Source organism: Nocardia sp. XZ_19_385, assembly GCF_015355755.1.
In the GTDB taxonomy this organism is placed as follows: Bacteria; Actinomycetota; Actinomycetes; order Mycobacteriales; family Mycobacteriaceae; genus Nocardia.
The window spans coordinates 15,947-41,201 of the sequence record NZ_JACVEE010000003.1 but is presented as its reverse complement, the minus strand read 5'-3'; the positions used below and the strand labels follow the sequence as shown (position 1 = coordinate 41,201).

Below are 25,255 nucleotides of genomic sequence, written 5' to 3'. Positions count from 1 at the left end.
GGGGGGTAGGTGCAGAGCTGACACGCCTCCCTCCCGAAGGGGTCAGGGGGCGGCTGAGCCGCGGGCGGGAACGGAACTCGGAATCGGGACCGACGAGGACGGTAACGGCGGCGCTGAGGCTGGCGGTGGCGTCGTCGTCGGGGCTGGCGGTGACGGGCTTGTGGGGGCTGCGGCCGGGCTCGATGGTGCTGGAGTGCGGCTGACGGAGACCGTGGCAGCAAGGTCGCGGGCTGCGGCGGTGAACCAATCGGCCACGCCTGTGAACGCGGACTCCCCGGCCGGGGTAGCGGGTGCGCTGCTGTAGGAACCGTGACGCCCCGAGGCGCTGCTGTACTGGGTAGCGCTGGAGAGGGTGTACAGCTCGGTGTTGTCGCTGATGTTGGTGGTGATCGCTTCGAAGGCGTCCTCGATCCACCGGTTGGCGGTGCGCGGCGGGATCAGCTCGACCACCGCGCCCGCGACTTTGGTTCCCAGCGAGGCCAGCGCGGCCAAAGGGTTCGCCAGTCCGACCGTCGCGAGCTCGGCGATCGTGGCCGGGGTGATGACCTTCTTCGCGACGGTTGTGATCGCGTTGACGGCGATGGTGCCCACGCGCAGGACTGCGGCGAGTGTCGCGTCGATGCCGGGTAACGGCGTTTTCGGATCCGAGGCTTCAGCAACCCGCTGGCTCAGCGACTTCGCGGGATCGTAGGACAGCTCGTCGAGGCTCTGGCCGTGCAGATCTTCGTTGACCACTCCGACGGCGGTCTTGTAGACCGTCGCCGCCAGGGACTCCGCAATCGTGGTGATCGCAGTGACCGGGTCCCCTAGGTCGGATTGCGCGGCGATGTTGGTGATCGCGGTCGCGATCGGGCCTTCGGTCGGCGTGGCGCACGTGAGGTCGCCCGCGACACAGAGATCGGCGACCCGGCCGGTCAGTGCTCCATAACCGGTTGCCGTTGTATCAATTCGGTCTACTCCCCTACCAGCCTCGGCTGAGGTGCTGAAGGCGATCTTCGAAATCTCGGCGCCGCGGGTGCCCGGGACCGCATCGGGGCTGCTGGCGCCCGCGCGCCCGATGATCACGGGAGCGCCCGCAGCACGGGATGGGTTGGCCAGCAGAGCGATTGCCGCGATGTGGTCAGCGCCAACGACAGCCTTGCCTGCACCGACCCGTTGGGCGAACCTCGCTACGGCGGGTGCGCCTTGGGTGTAGCCGGCGACCGCAACCTTGGTGTTTGGACAGCGGCGCACGACCTCAGCGGCGGCGGCTTCCAGCCGTCCGGCCGCAGTCTCGATGGCTTGTTCGTAGGGCTCCTGTGCGCCGTTCTCGCCAAGCCCGTACGGGATATAGGCCCGCTGCACCAGTCCTTGCGCAACGGCGAGCAGGGGTCCGAAAACTTGGCCGAGCGCGCCGCTGTCGGTCGTTACGTCGATGCCAGTAGAGCTCTCGTCCGGTCCCTGTACGCCGAGGGCATATAGCGCCGGGCAGATGCCCTCGATCGGGGCGTCGATGGTGCGCGGTTGCGCTGCAGCTGCCCCGCCAACGATCACCGTGATCGCCACCACGCCCGACAGCACGCCGGTCGCCCGCGTTGTGAATCCGGTGACGCGGCGCGCGATCCACCAGGAGTGGTTGCAATTCATAGGGTTTCGGCCTCAATTCGTAGGTGTCTGTGGTCTTCGGGCCTGCCCGCGCCCCGCGAGGGGAAGTAATAGGGACGCGGGCAGGGTTTCCCGGAGAAGGGATCAGGGGGCTGCCTCACTCGGAAACGTGGTGGGGCCGGCTTTGTCTGGGCGGTCGGGCTGGTGCTGCAGGTAGGCCGACAAGCGGGTCACCGCTTCGCTCGCCCCTTCGGTCGCGGTTTCGTAGTGACCGCACTGGTAGTCGCGCCAGCTGACCTCGACGCCTGCTGCGCGGTAGGTATCGCGCAAATGCTCGGCGGTCTCGATCGGCACGAAGATGTCGTCGGTGCCGTGGTAGAGGTGCAGCGGGCAGCGGGGATTGCGTTGGCCAGATCGTTCACGGTCGAGTGCGTAGCGCCAGACCGGGTCGGACCACGGGTCGGCTCGGTCGCAATACTGCGAGATCGGCCGCCCGAACCTGGCCAGAACCTGTGTGGCAGTGCTGTTCTGGACGAAAGACAGCACGGTCTGGCCGATCGGGTTGACCATGTGCAGCATGGGCAAATGGGAGTTGGCGCGGGCCAGCCCGAGCGTCGCTGCCCATCCGAGGCCGGGATAGGGGCCGAGGTCGTATCGTTCGGCCAGCTCGCCGGGATCGGCGATCACCGCGCCAGCGGTGACACCGCGCAGATCCAGCTCCGGGGCGTAGTCCGGTGCCATCTCTGCGGCCCAGACTGCGTACCGGCCGCCATCGGCGTAACCCCAGACTCCGATCGGGGCGTCGAGGCAGTCCAGATCTGGGATCGTTTGCGCGGCCCGCACGATGTCCAGCACCGCTGCTCCGCCGGAGAACCCGGCCAAGAAGGTGTGCGGACCGACATCGTGGACGCCAAGGCCCCGACCGTCGGGGATGGCCACGGTCCATCCACGATCCAACGCCATTGCGATGTGATCGATTTCGCGCTCAGCGCCGCCCTGGAGCAGCTGCGAGGGCGCGCACCGCCCGCCCATCCCGTGGAAACTGGGCACATAGGCGACTAGCGGCCCGGCTCCGGCGGCCGCGTTGGAGTCAGGGACGATGACGCTTCCCGAGGCGGGGAGTTTTTCGCCGAAGTTGTCGGTGGCGACGTAGAGGATCTGCCACGCCTGGACTGAGTCGAGTTGGGGCAGAACGGCTTTACGCATCTTGAGTAGAGCTCCGGGCTGGTGGCCGGTGATCTCGGGTGCGGTGTAGAACTCGTCGTCGGCGAGTCGCGGTTCGGTCATGGCCGGGGTCCGATGTCGTGGGCCAAGGCAGTGAGCCAGGCGATGCCGGAGCCGAGTTGGCCGCTGAGTGCGTAGCCGTTGTGCGCGGCAACGGTGTTGGCGAAGTGCAGCCACACGCCTGGGTCGGATAGGGATGCGTTGTCGGCGACCAGCTGCCCCCATGCCGCACCGAGCTGCCCGGCCAGCTTCGGCACCAGCGCGACCGGGTTCGCCGCGACAATGGCGGTGATTTCACCCCACCGAGCCCGTGCGAGGTCTGCGTCCTGCGGGGTCGGGGCGGGAATGCGCGGGTCGGCGGCCTCGATCATCCGCGTCAACAAGCTCTGGCTCGGTGTGTAGTCGACGTTGCCGCCGCCGACAGTGAAGTCGCTGCTGATGACCGTCGCCCAGGCTTCGCCAAGGGCTGCGTGGAAAAGACCGTTGACCGAGGCCAGAGCGCTGATCGGGTCGTTGAGGTTGGCTTGGGCGAACAGCTGGGCGCCGATCCGCAGCACGCTGGCCTGACTAGGTGCGGAGCACGCCAGGTCGCCGTCGACGCAGATATCGGCGACGCGACCCTCGAGTTCTCCGTAACCGGCTGCGCTGCTATCGAGCCCGCTCCCCGCGGCGGGCGCGTTGACGAGTTGCACACCGGAGACAACTCCACCGGCGGTGCCCGGAGCCGGATCAGGAACGGTCTGGCCAGGCCGGCCAGGGAAGATCGGGCTGTCTGGGGATCGAGTGGGGTTGGAGTAGAGCGCGATCGCGGCGATCTTCTCCGGGCCCACGGGCCCGTTACCCGAGCCCACGTCCCGCGCGAACGCCGACATCGCGTGCGCCCCTTGGGAATACGCAACACCAGCGAGCAGAGTGTTGGGGCATTGCTCGGTGATCTGGCGGGCAGCAGCGTCGAGCTGAACACGCGCATCGGTTACCGAGGCGACATACGGGTCGGGTCCGCCGCCGGGCACGATGCCGCCGAAGCCGGCGCCGTATCCAAGGTAGCTGCGCTGCACCAACCCCGGCACCGCGGCCACGACAGGCCCGAGCAGAGCCCCTACCACGCCGGTATCGGCGAGCGGATCAGCAGTCGGCGAGGACTGGCCAGTGCCCTGGATCCCGAGAACATACAATCCCGGGCAGCCCGGCCCGATCGGGACCGCCTGCGATGGACCGGCCGTCATGGTGGTAGCGAAAGTTGTTGCCGCACCGAGCATCAGCGCGGAGAGCGCAGGTCGAACACGCCGATTCTGATGGGTGGTCATGGCTGCCCCACTCCGACCCCGGCGCCGAAGCCCGCGCCGACCGTGCCGCCGACAACCGCACCGATCGCGGCCAGCGGTGCCCCGGCGATGAGCGCCCCAGCAGCCGCGCCGGCTGCGGCACCGAGTGCGGTTCCGGCGACGCCGGAGGTGACGGTCCCGATGACCGGGACCGGAATGACGGTTCCTATTGCGGCGCCGGCGATTCCGCCGATGGTGCCGCCGATCGCGCCGCCGACGAGGGCACCTGCGGCGGCGACCGGCGCACCGGCCACGGTGGCACCGGCGGCTCCACCGACCAGCAGGCCGGCGGTGGTGGCGCCGCTGACCCGGTCCGAGCGGCCCGGTGGGATTCCGACCGAGTCGAGCGCGGTCGCGACCTGGGCTTCGGCACCGGCGGCGACGTCGTTGATGGTGTCGCGGACCTCCGGTGGTAGCCACGGGGGTGTTTCGGTTTCGAATTGACCGATCCGAATCTTGTTGGGCGGCGGCTCGATTGGGGCGACCGGTGGCACCGGTTCGGGCCAGTGCAGCTCCGACAATTCCACCGGGGGTGCGGGTGCTGGGGACGGTGTGGGTCTGCTCGGGGCGGCGTTGCGGACTTCGGGTGGCTGCTCGTAGGCGGGTTCGGGTACGGGTGCGGGCTCTACCGGCGGGGGTGGCGGCGGGGCAGGTGTGGTTCCGGGTTGGGTGGGGCTGGTGACGCCGGGCTGGTCAGCGACCTCCCCGAGCGGTGTTGCCGCGGAGGCGATTCCGCTACACACCAGCACCACAGCGGCAGGTAGCGTGCTGAGGACCGCGATCCGGCGTCGGGTGAAGGTTGCGCCGCGGGCGGTGACCGATGGGTGACCGTATCTTGAGGGTTGTTTGCCCCATTTGTTTTGTGTTTTGAGCATGCCAAATACGCCCTATTCCAGGGTTGTCGAGTTAGGGAATTGTCGAGAATTGTTCAGCGCTGTCCGGTGGTCTCCCAGCGGCGGTGTTGCGGCGGGGAGACCACCTCGTAGGCGCTGGCTAGAAGATCAGTCCGATGACCTGTTGGGCCAGGAAGACGCCGTTCGAGACGATCGACAGTACGCCGTTCACCCACTGCAGGATGACAAAGGGATCCACAATTGTTTCCTTTCGAGATGTTTGCGATTGCTCCAATATCCAAACCCCGAAAATGGGTGCTGGGCAAGGTTTTCGAGTGACAAGATGTGTGGCGGTAACGAGCTTGTCGATCATGAAACCCGCTTTAGCTGCACCTTTTCCACAGATCGACAACGTCGTTGTCGCTTGCTTCTTTCGGGAACTTCTCGCCGAACCGCCTCTGAGCGAGCGGTTTCCAGCACCAGCTGGGCAAGCCTGAGGCGAACAGCCTGCAACGTCGACAGCCGGGGCGGCGGCTCGTCGGGCGCATCAGAACGAGGGCAGCCGGTTGACGCGACCAGAGCACGGGTTGAAGCTGGTTCCGGTCGGCAATCTTGAAGGCTGCCGAGCTCGTGCCGAACCACTCGTTATCGCCGGTCCGGTGTCCTGAAACGTACCGGGCTCGATGGCTCAGGTGTCAAAAGCGCTGGGGCACAGATGATTCTTCCGCCCAGCCTGTTGCAGTTCAGAACGGGTTGCCCTATCCTGTGCGGTTGCCCAAGTGCAGGAGGAGAGCTTCAGAATCTGCGCCGTGCCGGACGCGGATGCAGAACGCCACGACGGGACGGATGCGCATCCCTGCGATACACCGCCTCCAAATTTTGAAGCCTGTCGCCACAGCGATAGATCCCGCCGCTCGCCAGGTGCAGATCTAGTTGTAGTAGCCCAAATTCATTGCGTTGCAACTGTTCTCAGTTGAACAATCCACCGAGAGTCCCTATCATCGTGGCGATAGGCAGCGGGGGCTGCCTGGAGGGAGGGTCGGGGTGAGACCGAGGAGGATACGGTGGCAGAGGACGCCACAGGAACAGGCCGATTCCTGGCTGAGCGTGTGGACTATCTGTTCCGCAATGTTCATCCGCGTGGCCGCGGACCGTGGTCGCATCCAGAAGTCCATCGCGAGACCGGAATCTCAATCGGGGCGCTGTCGGAACTGCGCACCGGCAAGAAGAGCAACCCGACGCGGGACACTCTGCAGAAGCTCGCCGGGTTCTTCGGTGTCAATCCCGAGTATTTCTTCGACACGCCGCGCAGCGGACAGATTCACCAGCAACTGGAGCAGCTGCAGAGTCTCCAAGCGTTGGCCGACACCATGCAGGCTGCCGGCGCCGAAGATGTCCTGGCCCGCATCTCCGAATTATCGCCAACGAGCATTCAATTGCTGAACGGGATGATCGCACGCCTGCACGGGCTCGAACGAGGCGAGCAACCGTAATGGGTTTCGACCTTCGCCGGCCGTTCTGGGGTCGCTCGCCAAGCGACGAGTTGTCGAGAATGAGTCAGCGGTGCGGCGCACTCATCGAGGAGATCGACACCCCGGTCGATCTCGAGTCGCTGCTCGCGCGGGTCAGCACGAAGTGTCAGCGACCGATAATCCCCATCGGGACGGTGATGCCACCCGAGGGCCCCACGGGCCTTCTGATGCGTACGCCGGACGAGATCGTGATCTTCTTCTCAACGAATACCTCGAAGCTGCATCAGAACCACACGGTCCTGCACGAGATCGGCCATCTCATCTTCGAACACCGCGGGATCACGGACTTGGATCTCGTGCGATCTCGACTCATGTTTCCAGATATCGATCCCTCCGTCGTCATCAGCATGCTTCAGCGGACCGCCTACTCCGATGAACAGGAGGCAGAAGCCGAACTGTTCGCATCAGTGATGGGCATGGCCCTTCACGAGTGGCGGCCGACACAAGCGGAGTGGATAGTGCCCGACAATATCGCCCCCGTCGTGGAGCGAATACAGAAGGTTTTGGGCTCGCCCTACTAATCGAGGCTGACAAAGTGAATTACGTACTGTACCCGGCGTGTGTCCTGATCGCCTTCCTCGCCCTACTTCTCCGATTGCCTGCGCTGATCCGCAAACCGGAACCCGGCCTTGTTGCGCTATGCCTCTACTTCGTCAGCCTGATGTTCACTTTCGGGCTCTCAATTCCACCCGTTTTCGTCGCGGTCAGCAAGGGGTTAGGCGTCCCGAACTTGGCGGGGATGCTGACCCAATGTTGCGCCTTGGCAGCGGGTGTGGTGCAACAGCTGGTAGTTCTGGCTTGGTCGAGTCCATGGGAAGAGGCCAAGCGTCGGATACGCCGGCGGCTAGCGTTTTCTGCCCTCGTCATTGTCGCGATGTCGGTATTGTTTGCTCTGTCGGTCCCCCAGATGACCACCAGACCGCACACCTTCGCCGTAGATTCCGCACAAATCCCCACCTACCAGGCCTATCTGGTGTTGTACCTGAGCTGCTACGCCCTCACCCTCGTCGAAACCGGGCGGCTGTGCTGGCGCTACTCCGGTGAAGTAGAGCCAGGGTCACTACGCCGGGGCCTGCGCGTGGCAGCCATCGGCAGCGCCTTCGGCCTGATGTACGTGGGCGCGCGTGCGGCCGACATCATCGCGCCCCATCTCGGCGGCACCGGCCACCCGTGGGAACCGCTTGCCCGCATCGGCGCGGCGGGCGCTGCCATCCTGATGATGCTGGGCTGGTCCCTGCCCACGTGGGCTCCTCCCCTCTCCGGGGCATGGGCACAAGTGGGACGCTACCGCAGCTACCTGCGCCTGGGCCCGTTGTGGCGCGCCGTAGTCGATGTCCTGCCGGGGATCGCCCTGGCCTCCCCTGACAGCAGCGGACCCGCCAGATGGTCGCCTCGGCAGCTGGACTTCCGCCTTTATCGACGAATGGTCGAGATCCGCGATGCACGAATTCAGTTGCAGCGCTTCTACTCTCCGACCGTCGCCACAGCGGCACGGACCCATGCCCACAGTGAGGGCCTGAGCCTGCTCGAGGTCGAAGCGGTCGTCGAGGCGGCGAACCTCGCGGCGGCGATCGAGAAGAAGCGCGCCGACGAGGCGCCCCTGCCCGTGGTAGACAGCGAATTCGATCAGCCTGAACAGACCGGCGAATCTCTGCACGAAGAACAGCAGTGGCTGCTCTTGGTCGCCGACGCATTCGCGCGCTCTCCTGTCGTCGCCGACGTGCTTGCCTCCCTACGCCGCGCCCCATCGAGTTCGGAGGTTGCCTTGTGAACGCCCCCTGTCCTTTCGATACGGCCTACCTCACGAACCCGCATCCTGTGCACGTCGCACTGCGAGAAAGTGGTGCGGTACACCGCATCGCACTGCCCGATGGTGCCGAGGTGTGGCTCCTCACCCGCGAAACAGATATACGACAAGCGCTGACCGACCCTCGCCTCTCGGTCGACCGCCAACACAGCCGCGGCGGCTACACGGGCTTCAATCTCCCACCAGCACTGGATGCGAACCTGCTCAACCGGGACGGCAGTACCCACCGGCGCCTGCGTCGGCATGCCGCGCGGGCTTTCACGCCTCGTCGCGTCGAAGGACTGCGGGCGAGTATTCAGGCCGAGACCGATCGCCTCCTCTCCCTGATTGCTGATCAGGATGAGGTGGACCTGATCGAGACCTTCGCGGTCCCACTGCCGCTCACGGTGATCGGTGATCTTCTCGGCATTCCAGAAGACTTTCGAGAGCGGTTCCGGGCAGGGACCAACGCTCTGGTCATGCCCGACCCGACCCGGCCTCAGCGGATCGTCGACGCGATCACCCAGATCGAAGAGTTCTTGCAGGAGCTGGTGATTGACAAACGCTCCAACCCAACCGATGACTTCCTGTCCGACCTAGTCGCGCAAGCGCACACTGATGACAGCATCGACGACGTCCAACTGGTCTCCCTCGCATTCCTGATCTTCTGGGCCGGCTACGAGAACCCGGTCAACCTCATCGGCAAAGCCGTGTTGGCGCTGCTCGAACATCCCCATCAGCTGACTTTGGTGCGCCGCGGCCCGGCGCTGAGTGATGCTGCGATCGAGGAGCTGCTTCGATTCGCCCACGGAAGCCAGTATGCGATCAGGCGTTTCGCAACCGAGGCCTTGACCATCGGCGGTGTCGAGATCCCTGCCGGCGACACGGTCATGCTCGGACTCGCCTCAGCCAACCGCGACCCCCGGTTTACCGCCGCCCCAGACGACCTCGACCTCACTCGTCGTAACGGCGACACGCACCTCGCATTCGGCCACGGGCCGCATTACTGCCTCGGCGCTCCCCTCGCTCGTCTCGAGATACGCGTCGCGATCGAGAGCCTTCTCACACGCTTCCCTCACATTCAGCTGACCGTTCCAGTGCGTGATCTTCGCTGGCGCCCATCGTTTCGCGAGCACGGATTGATAAGCCTTCCAGTAAGCACAACAGGCAGCGGTCCAGCTCCAGCTCGCAAGGGCGCAAAGAGGTGAAGAACAGTAGACCCGGCCACCCCCATAGCCGAGTTGGTGCCATAGAGCACCCAGGGATCAGATGCCGCATCGGGCCGGAATTCCATGGACCCATGCCATGAATCCGATTCCGATTGCGGAGTCGCGAGGGCCACCTTCCGCTTGTCAGACAGTTCTTCGGATTGTCGCTGAGTCACGTTGTTCTGCTCGGGGCTCAACCGCTCAGTACATCCGTCTGACGAAAGGCAGCGGAAAACACCCCATGACAGAGGGAACCGTCAATGAACCAAACTCCACGCAGTAGTCCCGGCGACCGACCCAAGCCGCCAAAACGCCTCAAAACCTGGCCACCGAAGCAGATCCCCGACTTCGGCATATGGTTATGGCACCTGCGCAGCAACTACCGAGACATCACCCAGGAAGACCTCGCACGGCGCGCTCGCATCAGCTCGTCGCTGGTCCGCAAGATCGAGTCCAACAACCATTTGCCGGAACACCGCATCGTCGACAAGATCGTGCAGGCTCTTGGACTCGATGAGCCACAGGCGCGGTATCTGCTTGAGTTGTGGAATCCCGCAATCGAACTCGCCCCACCTGTATATCTCCACAGCCGTCTCACCGCAGCCAGCGGACTAGAACTCTTGGACTATCACGAGCAGCGCGGTGTGCGCGCGATGTTCCACAACTACCTCTGGGACATCTTGGCAGCCAACCCCTCAACCCTACGGCTGCTCCCCGGTCTCGCCGAGTCAGATCACAATTTCATACTGTGGTTCTTCAGTCCCGAGGGGCGGCGGGCAGTCCTCGACTGGAAGCACGAAGCACCCCCAGTCGCTGCCGCCGCTCTCGCTATGCTGGCACGCCACCGCGATTCTGCCCGCGCCCAGCAACTCTTCGACCAACTGCGCCGCATCCCTGACTTCAACCGTCTGGTCGCCGCGACGACCACGGTCGCCTACGGATGGCGACCAGACGAGCTGATCCATCGCCTGGATCCGGTTACCAGCGAACCGATCTCGATGAGCGTCCAGACCAGCGACCACTTTGGAACCACTGACGTTTTCCTGACCTGCTGTTTCGAACGACAGTATTCGGGACCGCCTGTTCGACGGTGAACAGTTGATCGCGGCAGCGAAAACTCTGACGGCGGCGTCTAGGTGCAGCTCAGACGCTATTTCTGGATGAGGGTGCAGAGTCTTGGACGGGGCCCATCCGGCGCATTGTCCCATCCAAGACCCGGCGGTTTCGGGTCCCTGGGTCAGCGATCGTCCCACCACTTCAGCCACATGCCGTGGCAGGTCAGCAGATCGTGCGCCCAACGCTGGCGTTCCCACACCAGAGGATCGTCGGGATTCAGGTCAGCGTCGAGCAGGGCCTGGCGGTCGATCGAGTCGTCGTCCATACCGGTTCGACGAGACCTTGGGACATCCGGTTCCCAAGGCGATCTGACTCGCCGCTGCTTGTCCTATCGGAAAGCCCCGCCGACCTCAAGCCAGGTTCCCGCCGCCGCACCGGTTGGGTCCTAGTCCGCAACCGCTCCTCGCAGCGGCTGAACGTCACCTGCCTTCCCGCAACTTCTTCGCCAAGCTCCGAATATGGCTGCAATCAGTCCGCCGGCAGCTATTAGCAATGGTGCGTTGACATGACCGACGGTGACCATTATCACTGCCGCAGAAGTCGCTGTAAATAGCACAAGTAGATCGAAGGGCTTGGTCTGCGCGTATCGCACAAACGAGCCGTCTTGAGCGCCATCACAAAATCCGGCATCGCCGCAGGACATTTTCCAACTCTCACAACCGCGCGAAGTATCCACAACCGATGAACATCGGAAGCTCGGCCAACTAAGCATTTTTGGAATCGAATGTGCCTGAAACCGGTTCGACGCCCCTGGGACGCCATGAACTAGGACCAATGCCCGCATGTTCGGCTAGCACATCAGCCAGCGTCATCCCCATCTCATTCGAAAGTTCCCGCAAAATTCGTTTTAGAGACAATTTATCGAGATCCTGCGGGTCAACAAGGATTTCATCCATAACCATGGCGCTTAACGCCTGACGGCGACTGAAGAACTTGTCCGGCAGCCAGCTTACTGCCCATTGCTCGCGGTTTTGATAGTTGCCCAGTCGCCTTGCCACCTGAGTTGTAATTGCACTTGAGATCTTCAGAGGGCCAACAATTAACCCGCTGACCCGTGCAGCAACCTCCGGCAGATCCCACTCCACATCCTCCCTCTCGACCGGAACTTGCGGTCGCAGCGCCGGCTGGTCGGCACCGCGGCTGCTCCACCGCGCCACTTGAGGGATACCGTTGGCTGGCTTGTCAAAGCCCAACCGACGCCGTAGCTGCCTTAGCCCAGCCTCCACGTCGTACTCTTCGTCAGGCGACGGACTCCCCACATCTGACTTGTTGCGCTCGTGTTCCATTTCAAAATTCATGCTGTGGATTCACCTCCGCTACCCTTCCTCCGATGCGAGGACTGCTCGTGCCGTCTCGCGGAATCTGAATGAAGATGACCGCCACGCTGGACGATGTAGTGTACTTTCACTCGAGCTCTGGACCTATGCGACCGTACTGTGCCTTCCGAGACTCCCATCAGCTCGCCTATCTCCCTATCGTCAAATCCGAGCACGTGGGTCATCATCACGGCCTGATATTCGCGATCCGTCAATTCATTTAGAAGAACCTCGCAGAAATGTTCGTAATCTTGCTGATTCAATACTTTATCGAGCGGGTCGGTTATCCCGTGAGACATGAAGATAAGAATTTGATCGGAAGTATACTCATTCATCGGGAGGAAGCCGTGGCCTAATTTGCGTACGTGGTCGGCAGCTCTTCGGGTTGCAATGGTCATCACTATTCGAATGAGAGACTCGTCGGATACCTTGTCGAAGTCACGCTCGTATTGAACCCACACTGCGGTGAAAACTTCTTGCACAACGTCGCTCGCGCCTTCATGGTCGAGCGACCTTCGGGCGATCTTGAAAACCGCTCGCGAATGGCTGCGGAAGATCGCGTCGCACCTTCGCCGCGCCTTGGTCAGCCTGTCGTCGGGGATGTCAGTCATCTTTCGGCTGTCCTCCAGCAAGCCGACTACACACCTTGCCAGCGGAACACGCTAGACGCTGAGCGTACGGAAGCCGCATATCGGAACCCGATCTGTCGCGGAGCCGCCGTACTAGTTCAGCCAGCCAACACGCCTGATCAGCCCAGCGTGCCGGTAGCAATGGAACGCACGTAGAACACCACGCTGGCCAGGGTGCCGTCGCACGCTGGCTTATAGGTACCACCATAAGCGTCATACTTTGAAGTCGTGCAGCAGGTGGCAAATGTTGAGACACACACCAGCTTTCGCAGCGACACGCCGCAAAAGATGTAGATCGAAGCAAACACAGCAGGCCGGTCTCCGCTGTCGACATGGCGTGTGCCTGGTCCGTCGCGGACCAACGCCTGGTCTGGTTGGCACGCCGGCGCCTCACATTCTCAACATTGGCCTCTCAGACGCTGGTCCAAGCAAACTGACCAGTACACCGCAGAAGCCAGCGCGGCCTCGCCTCCACCGAAGTCGTGCCGACGACCTATCACCGCGAGACGGGGCACAGCGCTAGTTACTAAGATTGTCTGGCCAGCCTGGAAGATACGTTTCGAGCATCCCCTCAAGCTGCTCCCCGTCGATGACCTCGATCCCGCCACGTTCAGTAATAGCGGCGCGTGCCGACCTGGTCACAGGCCCGAACGACACTTTGATCCTCCTGTTTGCATCTACCCGCTCCAGTACGTCCGCCAACCGCATGACAGCATTTGCACTAAGCGACCCCAGGAGATTTCTTACCTCTACGACCCAGATTTCGTCGTCGTGCAGGAGGATTAGATCGACTCGAAAGCCGTGATGAATCCTCTCGTCCCGGCCTATAACTTCACAACCATCGCCGTAAAAAGAGCCTCGACCACATGAATAGAGTCCCGCCACGCGCAGTACGGTGCGGCCCGCAGGGTCAGAGCGCCGCGATAACGGCGATCCCCAGAGCGAGCACGCCGCCGCATGCGGCGCCGCCACGCATGACCGCGTGGGGCACAGAGGCGCCCCCTGCCCAGCTGAGGAACCCTGCGAGCTGGCCTACGATGATTCCTACGGCCACCATCAGGCACAGTGACAGCACCAGCACCGTGGGGTTGTCTTTCATCGGGTGCGACTCCTTCGATCGGGGTGAGCGCAAGCGCGGATCCTATATAGAGAATCTATTCTGGCCCCCAATGTAGACTCTCTTTCATGCTAGGAAAAGTGCGGATGACGGTTCAGACACTCCAGGTCCTACAGACGATGCTGGTACGTCCGAATGAGGAGCACTATGGCCTGGCGATCTCCGAGCGCACCCGGCTGCCGACCGGCAGTATTTACCCGATCATGACGAGGCTGGAGACCGCCGGTTGGGTCACCAGCGCCTGGGAAGACATCGACGAGTCCGCCGAAGGCCGGCGCAAGCGGCGCTACTACCAACTGACCCAGGAGGGGGCCAGCGCCGCCCACAGCGAGATCAGCAAGATGCGCCAACGCCTGGCGCCCGTCGAGGAAAAAACGCGCCCGGACTGGCGGCCTGCCGCACCCGAGCCAGGATGGGGACCGGCGGTATGACTCTTACGACCCCACTCGATCAGTACGGGAGATCGCTCAAGTTCACCCTGGCCAGCGGATTGATCTGGACTGCGGTTCGGCTGTTGCCAGCGGACGCCCGCCAGCGCTCCTACGACGAATGGCATGGCGAACTCGACGAGTTGAAACGCCGACACGCGGACGTGCTCGCCCCCGCGGCACGGAACCTGCGCGGCGCCCCGCTCGTGAGCTGGACCCTACGGGTAGCTGCCCGCAACAGAGATTTCCTGATGTCCGCGGAAGCCGTGGCCGACGAACGCCGAGCGTGGCTCGCGCTGATGATGTCGGATCTCGCGATCATCGCCACGGTCCTGTGGGTCCTCACCGGCGCGCTCGACGGCACCGAAATCGGCTACTGGGAACCACAGGTATTGATGGTTACCGCCGGACTCGCTCTCACCGGGCTGCGCCTGGTCCTGCTTGCGGGCGGAACGGGCGTGGCCCCGGCCGGGTTGGTGCGTCTGGGTATCGCCACAAGACAATGCGCGAACTGGCTTGCTCGATTGGTCAGCGACAAGCTCCCGAAATGGGTTGTGCCGTCACGGCTTAGGGCGTGGTTGGATACCGCGCCGCTGGCAATCACGCGGTGGCTGCTGGTGTTGAGCGCCCGACGGCCGCACGCCCCGTGGTACGGCCTGCTCGGCATAGGCCTGGTCGCCCACCTACTGCTGGTGGCGGGATCCGGCGGCATCGCGAGCTCTCCGTTTGCCAGCATCCTCATCGGGTCTGTCACTCTCAGCCAGTTCCGCTCTCCGACTCGCCTCAGCATCGTGTGCTTCTCTTTTCTTGGCCTGCTGGCCTGTGCAGCGAGTCAGCTCGGCGCGATTTGGCTCTACACCCACCATCCGAGCGAGATCATTGCGGTCGACTACTCGGCAGCGGATTATTTGGCCCCGTTGGCGGTCTTCGTTGTCATGAACCTGTTGTGGAATTTATCCTCGCGCGTGAGAACCGAAGCGGCGCAGCAGGACGGGCCGTAGAACTCTGGCGTGCTTCGCGGTTCGCGGTGCGTGTTCACTGGGGGTGGTCAGGGCACATCATCCCGACCCCGGGCACCGCACGCCAGTGCCGCACCGCGAGTACGCGCTGTACGAGCGCCGGGACCTCGCCGGTCGCGGCACAGTTCCTCGGCCCAGTGTTCGACCAGCAGCGGGCGGTCGGCCGAATCGCAAGCGGCGCAATCGATATCGGCCACCGCCATCCCGGAGGGGCGGCACCGGTGGCAGTGCCAAGCCTCGAGCAGGCCGCCGGGGTGGTCGGGACGGGTTCGATCCAGCTGACCTTGATGTCCTGACCGAGGCGGCCGCATTCGGCCTGCTCGGTCGGGGCGTAGCCGCAGCTCGGGCAGGTCACCGGGGCGCTGGGCCGGCGCTGGCGCGCGGTCTCTTTCATCGCCCAAGCGGCACTGCCGGGTCGCTGGCGCAGGTCGCGCTGGTACTCGCGCAGCGCGCGGTCGGGTTCGCCATGCTCGGGAGCCGCCTCGTCCGGCGCCGGAGGCTGGTGCGGTTGCGGTGTGCGCGTGGTGTGCAGGGGTGCGGCCGGTGCCTCGCCGTGCGGGCCAACCATATTTGTCGCTGAGACAGCTCAGCTCCTTGGCATCGGCAGATCCACTTTCTACGCCGCGGTCCAATCCGGCGAAGTACCAGCTGCGCGAGTGCGCATCCGGCCCGATGGGTCCGCGAGATCCTCCTATTGCCAGTCGATTCCGAGGACAACCCCAGCTCGATATGACATCCCGCATCCGGATGCCCATCGACAGCACTTTTGGTCCGCATGGTGGTTACTGCCGGCTACCACTCCTGCGCTCATTCAGAGCTGAACGCGCCTATTGACTGAACTTTCTTGCCCTTCGCGGCACGGAGGCCACGAACAACGCAAGCGCAGCTCGTTGCCGTCACCTGCGGCGGGATGAACGCCCAGCTCACATCGCCGTCATGCCCTCTCGCTGACTAAAGGCCGCGACAGCGATAGGCCTAGCCAGCTGCGGCTGGCCCAATTTCGCTGTCCCAGGCGATCTCACTTCAGCGGGCCCGCCACCAGTCACCCAGGAGGTTCTGCAGTTGAACGCCGCCAGCGCTTCCAGAAAGTCACGTCGGGCCGAGCCGATCAACACTCATGTCGCCACGAACGGCAAGAAGTCGTACTGGTTCCAGATCGATGTAGGAGTGCGCTCAAAAGGCAAGCGTGATCGCCGGACCTTCACCTACGACACCCTCAAACAGGCGTGTAGCGAGTGCCGGCGAATCAGCATTGCCGTCGCTGGAGGAACTTTCGTCGGCCGGGTCGACGTCACTGTTTCGCAGGTGTGCGATGAATGGCTGAAGTCTCGCCGGGAACAGCACCACTCCCTTGCACCCAGGAGGCTATCTTCCAGCGGCAACCGAGTCGTTCGTCGTACGATGGGCTGACGCGTCGAGTACCTTGCAACCTCGATGCAGGCGAAGAGCGTGCAGGGGTGGGTCATTGGCCGAGCAAGAGCCGAACCGAGGTATGACGCTTCTGACACAGTACGCCGAGGCGGGGAACTTGGACGCGCAGTTCCACCTTGCAGCGATCCTGACGGAGTCGGGCGATCACGATGTAGCGGAGGTTTGGTACAGGAAAGCGGCGGAGTCGGGCAGCGCGCCCGCGATGACTAACCTCGCGTCGACGCTGCGCCATCGTGGAAATGAAAAAGAAGCAGACCGTTGGCTCGAACTTGCAGTCAAGGCGGGTGACCTGTACGCCATTACCGCACAGGGGCTTGAGTTTGAGAAACGAGGACAAGACACTACAGCTGAGGAACTTTACACGAAGGCATCGAACCTTGGACACGGTCCGGGAATGCAGGGCCTCGCTAGAGTGCTGGAACGTCGGGGGGCTGACCAGGACGCCGAGCAGTGGTACCGCAAGGCAGCGGCGCTCGGCGAGAGTTCTGCCATGCGCTGGCTCGCCCTGAGGTACACACGGAACAATGATGTCGGTGCAGCGGAAAGATGGTATCTGAAGGCCGCGCGCGCAGGCGATATCGGCGCCATGATCTACATAGGACGCAACAATCTGTCGAACGCAGCCACATGGCTGCAGAAGGCGGCATTGGCGGGAAATATCGAGGCTATGTGCTTGCTTGCGTATCGGATGCTCATTCAGGGCGATACCAAGAAGGCGGCGTCTTGGTATGAGCGCGCCGCCGAAGCCGGCAGTGGGCTCGCCATGCACAACCTGGGAGCGCTACATAGCGCCGACGGCAATATCGAGGAGGCCGAGGGGTGGTTCGTTCGCGCATTCGACGTTGGGCACGTGGGGGCCGCTCGCAACCTGGCAAACTTCTTTACCTCGCAGGGCAACAGGAGCGAATCGATCCGATGGCTGAATGTCGGCGCAGAAGCCGGCGATGCACACTGCATGCTACAACTGGGCAATATCGAACTTTCTCAGCGTCGACCTGCTCGGGCTTTCGAATGGTGGCAAATGGCGCTGGAGCGAGATGAAAGTGGAGAAGTAGAAGCTATATTCCGGAGGCAGATACCACCGCTCCGCCGCAACCGTCCTATCTACTGGGCTCTAGGGCTGTCATCAGACAAGAATAAATAAGAACAACTAGCAGGCTCACTCGCTATTTGATTATAGAGATGCTTAAACGCATGCATAGAGATGGAACTCTACGTGAACCAAATAGACTGGATTCGAAGTATACTCGACGATGGGCCATATCCGGTCAATGCCGTCAAACTACTGCTCGATGCCGAAAACTCCATATATGAAGTCGCCAATGCGCTTGAGGGCCTTGTCGAGAGGCTAGAAGTCGATGGCGCGGTAGCGATCTGGTCAGGACGCGATTACGTCGGTCATTCAGCGACAGGTAGACTCAAGCAGCTAGTCGGCGGTTCGAGCTCTGAGGGTAAAACCAGCCGTGATATAGGACAGAGCGACGGCCTCGTCCTCGCTGGTTCTCCGCGATTTGTTGCGCTATCGACGTCTTGCACTATTTGCCGTGAAAGATTTTGGGTGATCAGGTTCGACGTCCGAGAACCTCCTAGATGCCCCAACGATGGCCATGCATTGGAGAGATAGGTGAACATCACCTCGCTGTTCGCATCTGCTGAAACATCTCGCGGGCGATTCTATCTTGTCAGCATTCTACCGACATATCTGGCGGCATTCTATTTTCTCACCCTGATCTGGGCGGGGGCTCCGGGCGAACTCGACTTCTCAAGAGCATGGAGGACAGTTTCTTCACTGAAAGTTGGTGAAGCGCTGGTAATAGTATTGGTGGTCACCATTCTCGGACTGCTCTTGCATCCTCTGCAAAAGGCGATCCTCCGCGTCCTGGAAGGCTACTACTGGCCTAAATCTCTCGCGTCCCGGCGAGTGCGCCGATTTTGTGAAAAAAAGGCAAATCTGGAGAAGCCGCTTACGGCGCGCGAGCACGATTCTCCGTATACCGAGGCAGAAATTATCCAAATTGGCAGGACAGTACAAAGACTGCAGCGTTATTTTCCGCCGAACGAGGAGATCCGGCCGACCACACTCGGCAACGTACTGGCAGCAGCCGAGTCCAGCGCTGGATCGGCTTATGGATTCGGCGCCGTGGCGGCGTGGCCTCGCTTATATGCGGTGCTGGGCGACCGGATGCGTATCATCGTTGATGACGCCAGAGGTCAGCTTGATGTATCAGCGCGCATGGTCATGACAGGCGCTACTGCGACAATTGCGAGCGCCGCGCTCCTTGCCGGATCTGGCTGGTGGGCTTGCTTGGCCTTGGCGCCCGCCGTCGTGGGTGTTGTGGCATACGCTGCCGCAATCCAGTCTGCGCTGACCTATGGTGAGACACTACACGTTGCCTTCGACATGCATCGGTTCGACCTACTCAACACGCTACGAATTCCGCTGCCGATAGACATCGAATCCGAGCGTGAGATCAATTCAGCCTGGAGTCGCGTATGGATTCAAGGTCCTGAATCGGTTGACATGACTGTATGGCGGTACCGCCATCCGTCATGATTTGAAGCCTTAGCGAGGCTACGGTCCGATATGGATGAAAGGAACCCAGGAGAGTTCCGATGCCTTCTCGTCTCGAGCTATGTGGGTGGCATTGTGCAACGCCACTGCGGAAGATCGCGGATCTATATTTCCGTTCTGATCGACGATCGTGCTGTAAAGGTGAAATGCGATGAAGGCCGCCGTTTCGTCGTTCACGCTCCACATTGTCGCGACTACGTGGATCCAACCCACGAAATGCAAGGCAGCCCCCAATGTTACTGATTCATCGGCGGACCGCGAACTCCCGGTGTAACCATGACAAGCTGATAGAAATACGAAGTCACCACCAGACTGCTCCCCGTCTACAATATTGGTAATCGTCAGCACGCCATCGTGGAGTACAATGCCGCTCTCCGATGGTTGATCGAAACGCTGTACCCCATGACAGGCCAAGTGCGCCGTCGAATGAAGTCTCAGTGCCTCCAGCACATTCGATCGCGTAGCGGTTGATTCGATCAGTTCGGCGGGACGACGAAAGATTTCCTTCACGATGCGGAGTTCGTGTTCTACCGCAGGAAGATCAGCATGATCAGGGGTCTTCGGCATACCGACAATCAAGAAATCCGAGCCGCGGCCGCTAGGCTCGCCCTGCGCCGTACGAGCTGCGATCAGACCGCGCACAGTCGGCGTGTAGGACGAGACGACGTAGTCTAGAACGCTATTCCCTGAGTCCTCCCCGGCAGCATGAATCGGCAGCAGCGACAGCGCTCCTGTCGGGCACCACCACAAGCGTGGTAAGACATCAATTTTCGGTGGCTCGGTGACCAGGAAACCGACACCGTCCAGGACCGGCTTCGCCACTGATGTCCACAGCCACTGAAGCGCTTGCCTTACTTCGTGCTCCGCCGCCGCCATCGCCAACGGCCGGCAGTTTGGATCTGCAAGTATCTCTTGAGCAGCGACATACCTTTTCGACCAGGCGACGACATCTTTTGACTCAAGGTCGAGCAGCGGTATGACATCGATTCGATCTGACAGAACGACGAGGGCATCGCACCGCCGCTCGGCAACATTGAGCACGATCACAGGTCCTGCCGACGCGGCGCTATGCATAGCCATGGCAGGAACGGGCCTGAGAAAGTCATCGAGGCCGTCGATTCTACGAACTCGGTTTACGATATCGTCGAATGTCATTGAGGCAGTGAAGACACGATCCCCCATACGCGGATCAGGGTGAGAAGACTCGAACTGACGACTCCTGCCATTCGACCCTGCCTCCAGGACACGGATCTGGTCGGCCAGCTCATCGGCTAAACCCTGGTCGGCTGCGCGTAGCCGATCAATGTCTGTGCGAGATTCGACCATCTTGGACCACAGCACAGCGCGCCCCTCCTCGAGAAGTTCGAGTGCAACAGAGCCTTGACCGACGTCGATGGCTACGGCAGCAGCTTCGGAGGCAAGGCCAGTCCAACGCTCCAGAAGGCGCTCACCGTCCGCTCGATCCATACCCCGCAAAGCTCGCTGCGGCAGAAGACCGACCGCTGACCGATAGCCCTGCAATGCGGCAACGCTATCACCGAAGGCATGTGCTATACGTCCCCAAAGCCGAGCCGCTTCAATTCTTTCATCGATGTCGCCACCGGGATGACCGGCAGAATCCTGGGCATGGGTCAAAGCAAGTCTGCCAGCGGATTCCGACCCGAAATCGAGAAACTTAGCATTAAGGACTCGCGCCAGATTCATTTGATGCGCGCAATAGCGGGAATCGTGCGGCGGAGTGTGCTGGATTGACTTCGTCAACATATTGATCGCGGCAGTGAGATCCGAGGGGTCCTTGGTCTTTGCGTATCGACGGTGGTAGGCAGCGCCAAGATTGCTGCAGCTCGGAGCATAGCCCGCACTCGTTGGTTCGGATGCGTCAACAGCCTCAGTGAAGGCTTGGATCGCATCGTCCAAATCTATTTCGTCACCGATCAGGCGAGCGCGTTCCATCAGCGTCATCCCACGATTGGCAAGTATACGCGAGCGCGAGGGGTGGCCAACCGGCAAGGCGTCGACAGCGCGACGAGCTTTCTCGATCGCTATGTCCAGATGCTGGGCATTGCCATAACGGCGATACAAACAAAACAACGACAAACTATAGTTGGAAAGATATCTGTAATAGTGCGGGTCATTAATCGAGGCGGTGACCGTGGCAAGCCAATTATTTTCCACGGCTTCCTGGAGGTCATCGGTCCGACCGAACCGCTCGTAACGGATGCGAATTGCGATGCCGAGGTTATTGTGGCAAGTCGACACCAGATGGCCGCTCGGATCGACAAGTCCCAATGCGTTTCGGAGTGCGTCGACGGCCTGGTCCAAATCTGCCGCGCGCCCGCTGGTCTCGTAACGGACCCTCAAGGCGTCGCCGAGATCGCTCGCATACGCAAACGCTAGCGGTCCGTTCGCGCCTGCACGAGCCGCGGTCCGTGCGACCGCTACCGCCTCATCGATGTCCGACAGATTCCCAGTCGCGGTGAATCTAAGGCTCAAGCTACTGGCAAGCGCACCCAGATATTTTGCGTGCGTCTCGGCATCACAATCTGCCGCCGAGATTCTGCGGAAGATCTCTATCGAGTTATCCAGATCGGATATTGGCCCACGGTATTCGAAACGATGCCGCATTGCCCGCGCCAGACTGTAGTCACGCTCTTCTCTATTTCGAGAACGGCGCTCTTGAGTGGCTGCCAATAAGGCGGTCTCGACGAGATCCTCCAGCTCGTCCCTGTCGCCCGGCAGGGTGGACAGCTCTTCTAGCGAATCGCTTAGCGCATTCAGTATTGTCGGCCGGTCAACATCATCCTCCGGCAGAACACTTATACACCGACGTAATGCGGCCACTGATTCAATGACGTCTAGACCTTGTCGGCTCAGCCTGAAGCGTACGAGAAGAGCGGTTCCGTATTCGTGGAGATATGTGCCGAGATCTTTATCTTCAGCCGCAGCAGTTTCGACTGCCTCGTGGAACCTATCGATCGCTTCGTTGAGGTCGGATGTCCCAGAAACCTTTGAAAGGGCAAAGTATCGGAACTTAAGGGCCAGACCCAAGCTGGTCAACAAACCTGGCCGTATCGTATGGTCGATAGGCACGAGCCGGATCGCATCGCGGGCTAGACCGACAACGGTGTCCAGGTCGGAGCGAACCTTCATCTTATCGAATCTGCGACGCAGGGCTTGAGCCAGATCGTGTAGGATCTTGGATCGGATTGGATGTTCTATGTCGGAAATTTCGAATGCTCGCCGGAGCGCGTCGATAGCTGCATTGAGGTCATCGTTATCGTCGGATTGATTGAACCTCAGTCGCAGCGCGCCAGCAAGATTGATTAGATGAAGGAACGTCTGCCCGTGGGGCTTGGCGACAGTTGCGCGCAGTTGCGTAATGGCTTCATCGAGTAGCTCGATTTTTCCGGCTCGTTGATAGTACTCGATGAGTATCGAACCCAGGATATAGGTGTAAGACGCCCGGTCCGGATCGTGGTTGCCAATTGCGTTCACAGCCTTATTAGCCCAAGCTGATGCGGCGCGAATATCATCGACTTCGTCTGTATGGCTGTAGCGTGCACGCAATGAACTTGCGAGCGTAGAGAAGGCAAAAGCAGTGTGGCGACCCGTTGTGGCTCCTTCGATAATCTGAACCGCCTCTTCGCCGCGAGAGATTGATTCGTCGAGGTCTTTCAGGATGCCTAAATGATCGAAGCGCCATCGAAGCGCCAAACCCAAGCCTGCAAGGCTACTCGCCCGACTGCTGTTTTCTGTTGACGGTTCCGCTAGCGCTAATTTATACGATTCTATTGAATCGTCGAGGTCCCGAATATTTCTACTGAAATCGTATGACCTCCTGAGTGCAGTGGCGAGATTGTCAAAAAGCAGTGCTTTGTTAATCAAGTCGTGAGGCATTTCATCAATGGCTTGACGACTGAGGGTCGTAGCTTCGCGTATGTCTTCGGGATTCAGCGTTGCTTCGTGCCTTTTGCGCAGAGCTGCGGCAATATTATTGATTGTTATCGTCCGCTCTTTGGAGCGCTCGCCCGCGGGTAACATTTCCAGAGATGCACGTAAGGCATCGACTGCGGCGTCGATATTTCCGAGCCCACCTTCGAAATCGTAGATTTCACACAGAATGGTTCCATATTCACGTAAAACATCCGCCCCGGTCGATGCGTCGGTCAAATTGTCAACTTCTATCGAATCAATGACCGGGGTGATGATATCCAATGCATCGTGGATATCGACGGCATCATTGGCCTGCTGGAACCGACATCGTAACGCCACGGACAGGCCGTATGACCATTGCGTATAGGCTGGATCAACCCTGCTTGTCTGCGCTAGTATCCGCCGTAGTTCTGCAATGGCTACAGTTATGTCATCCAGAGAGCCCGACTCCTTGAAGCGTTGGTATGTAGCTCCGGCAAGCATGATGGAGATTTCGACACTTCCGGGTGATTTAGCGCACTTTCCGAATATTTCGATAGACCTGTTCAAGGCTTCAATATCGTTGTCTCGATTCGCCGCGAAATACAGCTGCTTTCCCTGGCTGAAGACACTCGGCGCGGATCCGTCTGGCAGCTCGTGTATGTCAGAAAATTGTTCGATGTGCGGGAGATTATGATGGATGATAGAGTAGGATCTCCGTTCAGATTCGCGCCGCCTGCACGCAGCCAAATTTTTGTCCACGATCGATGTCGCATAGTGCGCTTTGATGCCATCATACTTAGAGTAGGCGGTCTGGAGATTCGCTATTGCATCGTCTGCATTTCCGAGAAGGGCTTGCGCAACACCTATGTTGTTGTGACAGTCGTTGACATCGATCGGCGCGGAGGCTTGATTGAATGCGATCTGGGCGGTTTGATACGCTCGGACGGCTTCATGGTAATTCTCGCTTTTCAAATAGCGATCCCCCATGAAGCTCAAACACTGTGCCGCTGCTCGATGAGCTTTCGATTCTGCGAAGACGCTCGCAGCAGATTCGAGCCTCTCAATGATCACATCGACTTCCTCGTCGACATTGAATCGTTCGGCTCGAAGTAGCCAAATCCCTCCCATGTCGACGCCGCACCGCTCTGCATTTCTCGAATCGCCTAGGCGGTCAAACTCGGCTTTGGCGGATTTAAGTTGGGCGATCGCCCTGTCGAAGTGCTGGTTAGCCAACTGCTTATAGCCGGAGCCGTAAAGACTTTCTCCAAATATCGTGTCCGTCAAGGCGGCACGTCGAGGTTGTGCCAGTTGGGCGAATGTTGCGCGGGCTTTATCGAAAAGTTGCAGGCTTACATCGACTCTTCCACTGAAAACGTGAGCGCGGGCGATGTTCTCGTCGCAGATGGCGACGTTCAGTTCCTGTGATTCCGCTTGGGAGTAGAATTCGCGGGCGGTTTCGAACGCCGTGACGGCCGATGTGGGTGTGCCCTCGCGGAGGTGCACGGCACCGAGGCGTGATGCCGCAAAGGCTGCGCGTTCAATCTTTCCGATGTGTGAGAACAGGTTTTGCGCGGATATGAGGTTTTGGCCGGCGCCCTTCAGATCGCCAGCTTTCAACTGGCGCTCACCCTCTGAGAGAAAGGCGGACCCCAGCAGTAGCTTGCAAGCTTGTGCGGGTGCACTTTCGCTATTCTCTCCGTGAATCTTTTCAGCCGAAATAAGAATCCGAATCGCAGTGCTGTAGTTGCTTGCGCTCAACTCTCGTGCGCCCTGCTTGGCAAGGATTGCGGCGAGCAGGCCTTCTGCACTTGTGGTCTCGGCTTCCGCCCCCAGTGACTGGAACAATTCGCGCGCTTGAGCTGCGCGTGGTTGCGCTTTATCGATATCCTGCATGGATAACAACGCGTAGGCATAAATGAGTTGGAGGAACGCAGTGTACTTGACCTCGTTCAACGTAATAAGCAACGGTTGTGCCTCATCGCAGCGTTCGATTGCTTCGTCGAACTTGCTGGCCCGAAGCGCTACTTGCGCTTCACGGAGCAGTGTTAGGGCACGGGAGGTATCGCTGGCAGCTTCGCTCTCTTGAGCACTGTCAATGTATGAATGATCTTCATCCGAGGTCGAGGTCACGTCCGCCCCTCGCAAGGCTCGATTCGTTCCGGGTGCCCGACACCACGGTTGCTGCAAGTAGAACTATATGCCCCGACGTAGCCGATGGCA

At 60.9% G+C, this 25,255-nt stretch carries 20 protein-coding genes; 10 read left to right on the top strand and 10 right to left on the bottom strand.

Going from position 1 to position 25,255, the window contains the following annotated elements; genetic code table 11:
• Positions 1-42: 42 nt before the first annotated feature.
• The 4 genes from IBX22_RS23695 to IBX22_RS23680 form a co-directional block, all read right to left on the bottom strand.
• Positions 43-1,626, bottom strand: coding sequence for a cutinase family protein (locus IBX22_RS23695; protein ID WP_194817924.1), 1,584 nt, complete (start codon positions 1,624-1,626; stop codon positions 43-45).
• Positions 1,627-1,728: 102 nt separating this feature from the next.
• A complete protein-coding gene (locus IBX22_RS23690) occupies positions 1,729-2,871 on the bottom strand; it encodes a lipase family protein (RefSeq protein WP_194817923.1) in 1,143 nt (380 codons plus the stop codon).
• Positions 2,868-4,115 carry a cutinase family protein gene (locus IBX22_RS23685; protein ID WP_228539360.1) on the bottom strand — a complete coding sequence of 416 codons (1,248 nt, stop codon included), beginning with the start codon at positions 4,113-4,115 and terminating at the stop codon, positions 2,868-2,870. Before IBX22_RS23685 ends, IBX22_RS23690 begins: the two co-directional genes overlap by 4 nt.
• The gene (locus tag IBX22_RS23680) at positions 4,112-5,008 is read right to left on the bottom strand and encodes a hypothetical protein (protein ID WP_194817922.1); all 897 of its coding nucleotides are present in this window, start codon (positions 5,006-5,008) and stop codon (positions 4,112-4,114) included. Before IBX22_RS23680 ends, IBX22_RS23685 begins: the two co-directional genes overlap by 4 nt.
• 1,022 nt (positions 5,009-6,030) lie before the next feature.
• On the opposite strand from IBX22_RS23680, the gene IBX22_RS23675 reads away from it, so the two are divergent.
• From IBX22_RS23675 to IBX22_RS23655, 5 genes are all read left to right on the top strand, one after another.
• Positions 6,031-6,459: a helix-turn-helix transcriptional regulator gene (locus IBX22_RS23675; RefSeq protein WP_194817921.1), complete on the top strand. Its 429-nt coding sequence runs from the start codon at positions 6,031-6,033 to the stop codon at positions 6,457-6,459.
• Positions 6,459-7,019: an ImmA/IrrE family metallo-endopeptidase gene (locus IBX22_RS23670; RefSeq protein WP_194817920.1), complete on the top strand. Its 561-nt coding sequence runs from the start codon at positions 6,459-6,461 to the stop codon at positions 7,017-7,019. The genes IBX22_RS23675 and IBX22_RS23670 overlap by 1 nt, the downstream gene beginning before the upstream one ends.
• Positions 7,020-7,033: 14 nt before the next feature.
• A complete protein-coding gene (locus IBX22_RS23665; protein WP_194817919.1) occupies positions 7,034-8,269 on the top strand; it encodes an MAB_1171c family putative transporter in 1,236 nt (411 codons plus the stop codon).
• Positions 8,266-9,492 carry a cytochrome P450 gene (locus IBX22_RS38325; RefSeq protein ID WP_194817918.1) on the top strand — a complete coding sequence of 409 codons (1,227 nt, stop codon included), beginning with the start codon at positions 8,266-8,268 and terminating at the stop codon, positions 9,490-9,492. The genes IBX22_RS23665 and IBX22_RS38325 overlap by 4 nt, the downstream gene beginning before the upstream one ends.
• A 260-nt stretch (positions 9,493-9,752) precedes the next feature.
• Positions 9,753-10,586: a helix-turn-helix domain-containing protein gene (locus IBX22_RS23655; protein WP_194817917.1), complete on the top strand. Its 834-nt coding sequence runs from the start codon at positions 9,753-9,755 to the stop codon at positions 10,584-10,586.
• Positions 10,587-10,729: 143 nt separating this feature from the next.
• Here the strand turns inward: IBX22_RS23655 and IBX22_RS23650 are convergent, their stop codons facing one another.
• The 5 genes from IBX22_RS23650 to IBX22_RS23630 form a co-directional block, all read right to left on the bottom strand.
• A complete protein-coding gene (locus IBX22_RS23650) occupies positions 10,730-10,873 on the bottom strand; it encodes a hypothetical protein (RefSeq protein WP_194817916.1) in 144 nt (47 codons plus the stop codon).
• 439 nt (positions 10,874-11,312) lie between these two features.
• Positions 11,313-11,906, bottom strand: a complete 594-nt coding sequence (locus tag IBX22_RS23645; protein WP_194817915.1) for a hypothetical protein — start codon at positions 11,904-11,906, stop codon at positions 11,313-11,315.
• A complete protein-coding gene (locus tag IBX22_RS23640; protein WP_194817914.1) occupies positions 11,903-12,535 on the bottom strand; it encodes an RNA polymerase sigma factor in 633 nt (210 codons plus the stop codon). Before IBX22_RS23640 ends, IBX22_RS23645 begins: the two co-directional genes overlap by 4 nt.
• Positions 12,536-13,072: 537 nt before the next feature.
• Positions 13,073-13,438: a restriction endonuclease gene (locus IBX22_RS38555; protein WP_194817913.1), complete on the bottom strand. Its 366-nt coding sequence runs from the start codon at positions 13,436-13,438 to the stop codon at positions 13,073-13,075.
• A 25-nt stretch (positions 13,439-13,463) separates the two neighbouring features.
• Positions 13,464-13,652, bottom strand: a complete 189-nt coding sequence (locus IBX22_RS23630) for a hypothetical protein (RefSeq protein ID WP_194818945.1) — start codon at positions 13,650-13,652, stop codon at positions 13,464-13,466.
• 104 nt (positions 13,653-13,756) lie between these two features.
• On the opposite strand from IBX22_RS23630, the gene IBX22_RS23625 reads away from it, so the two are divergent.
• The 5 genes from IBX22_RS23625 to IBX22_RS23600 all read left to right on the top strand — a co-directional run bounded on the left by IBX22_RS23625 (position 13,757) and on the right by IBX22_RS23600 (position 19,102).
• A complete protein-coding gene (locus IBX22_RS23625) occupies positions 13,757-14,101 on the top strand; it encodes a PadR family transcriptional regulator (RefSeq protein WP_228539359.1) in 345 nt (114 codons plus the stop codon).
• An 83-nt stretch (positions 14,102-14,184) separates the two neighbouring features.
• Positions 14,185-15,099 (top strand): hypothetical protein, encoded by a 915-nt coding sequence (locus tag IBX22_RS23620; protein ID WP_194817911.1) that lies wholly within the window; start codon positions 14,185-14,187, stop codon positions 15,097-15,099.
• A 1,080-nt stretch (positions 15,100-16,179) separates the two neighbouring features.
• Positions 16,180-16,527, top strand: coding sequence for a hypothetical protein (locus tag IBX22_RS23610; protein ID WP_194817909.1), 348 nt, complete (start codon positions 16,180-16,182; stop codon positions 16,525-16,527).
• Positions 16,528-16,645: 118 nt separating this feature from the next.
• Complete coding sequence (locus IBX22_RS23605; protein ID WP_228539358.1) at positions 16,646-17,692, top strand: tetratricopeptide repeat protein; 1,047 nt, start codon at positions 16,646-16,648, stop codon at positions 17,690-17,692.
• A gap of 480 nt (positions 17,693-18,172) precedes the next feature.
• Complete coding sequence (locus IBX22_RS23600) at positions 18,173-19,102, top strand: hypothetical protein (protein ID WP_194817907.1); 930 nt, start codon at positions 18,173-18,175, stop codon at positions 19,100-19,102.
• An 18-nt stretch (positions 19,103-19,120) separates the two neighbouring features.
• Here the strand turns inward: IBX22_RS23600 and IBX22_RS23595 are convergent, their stop codons facing one another.
• Positions 19,121-25,165: a CHAT domain-containing protein gene (locus IBX22_RS23595; RefSeq protein WP_194817906.1), complete on the bottom strand. Its 6,045-nt coding sequence runs from the start codon at positions 25,163-25,165 to the stop codon at positions 19,121-19,123.
• Between the last annotated feature and the right edge of the window lie 90 nt (positions 25,166-25,255).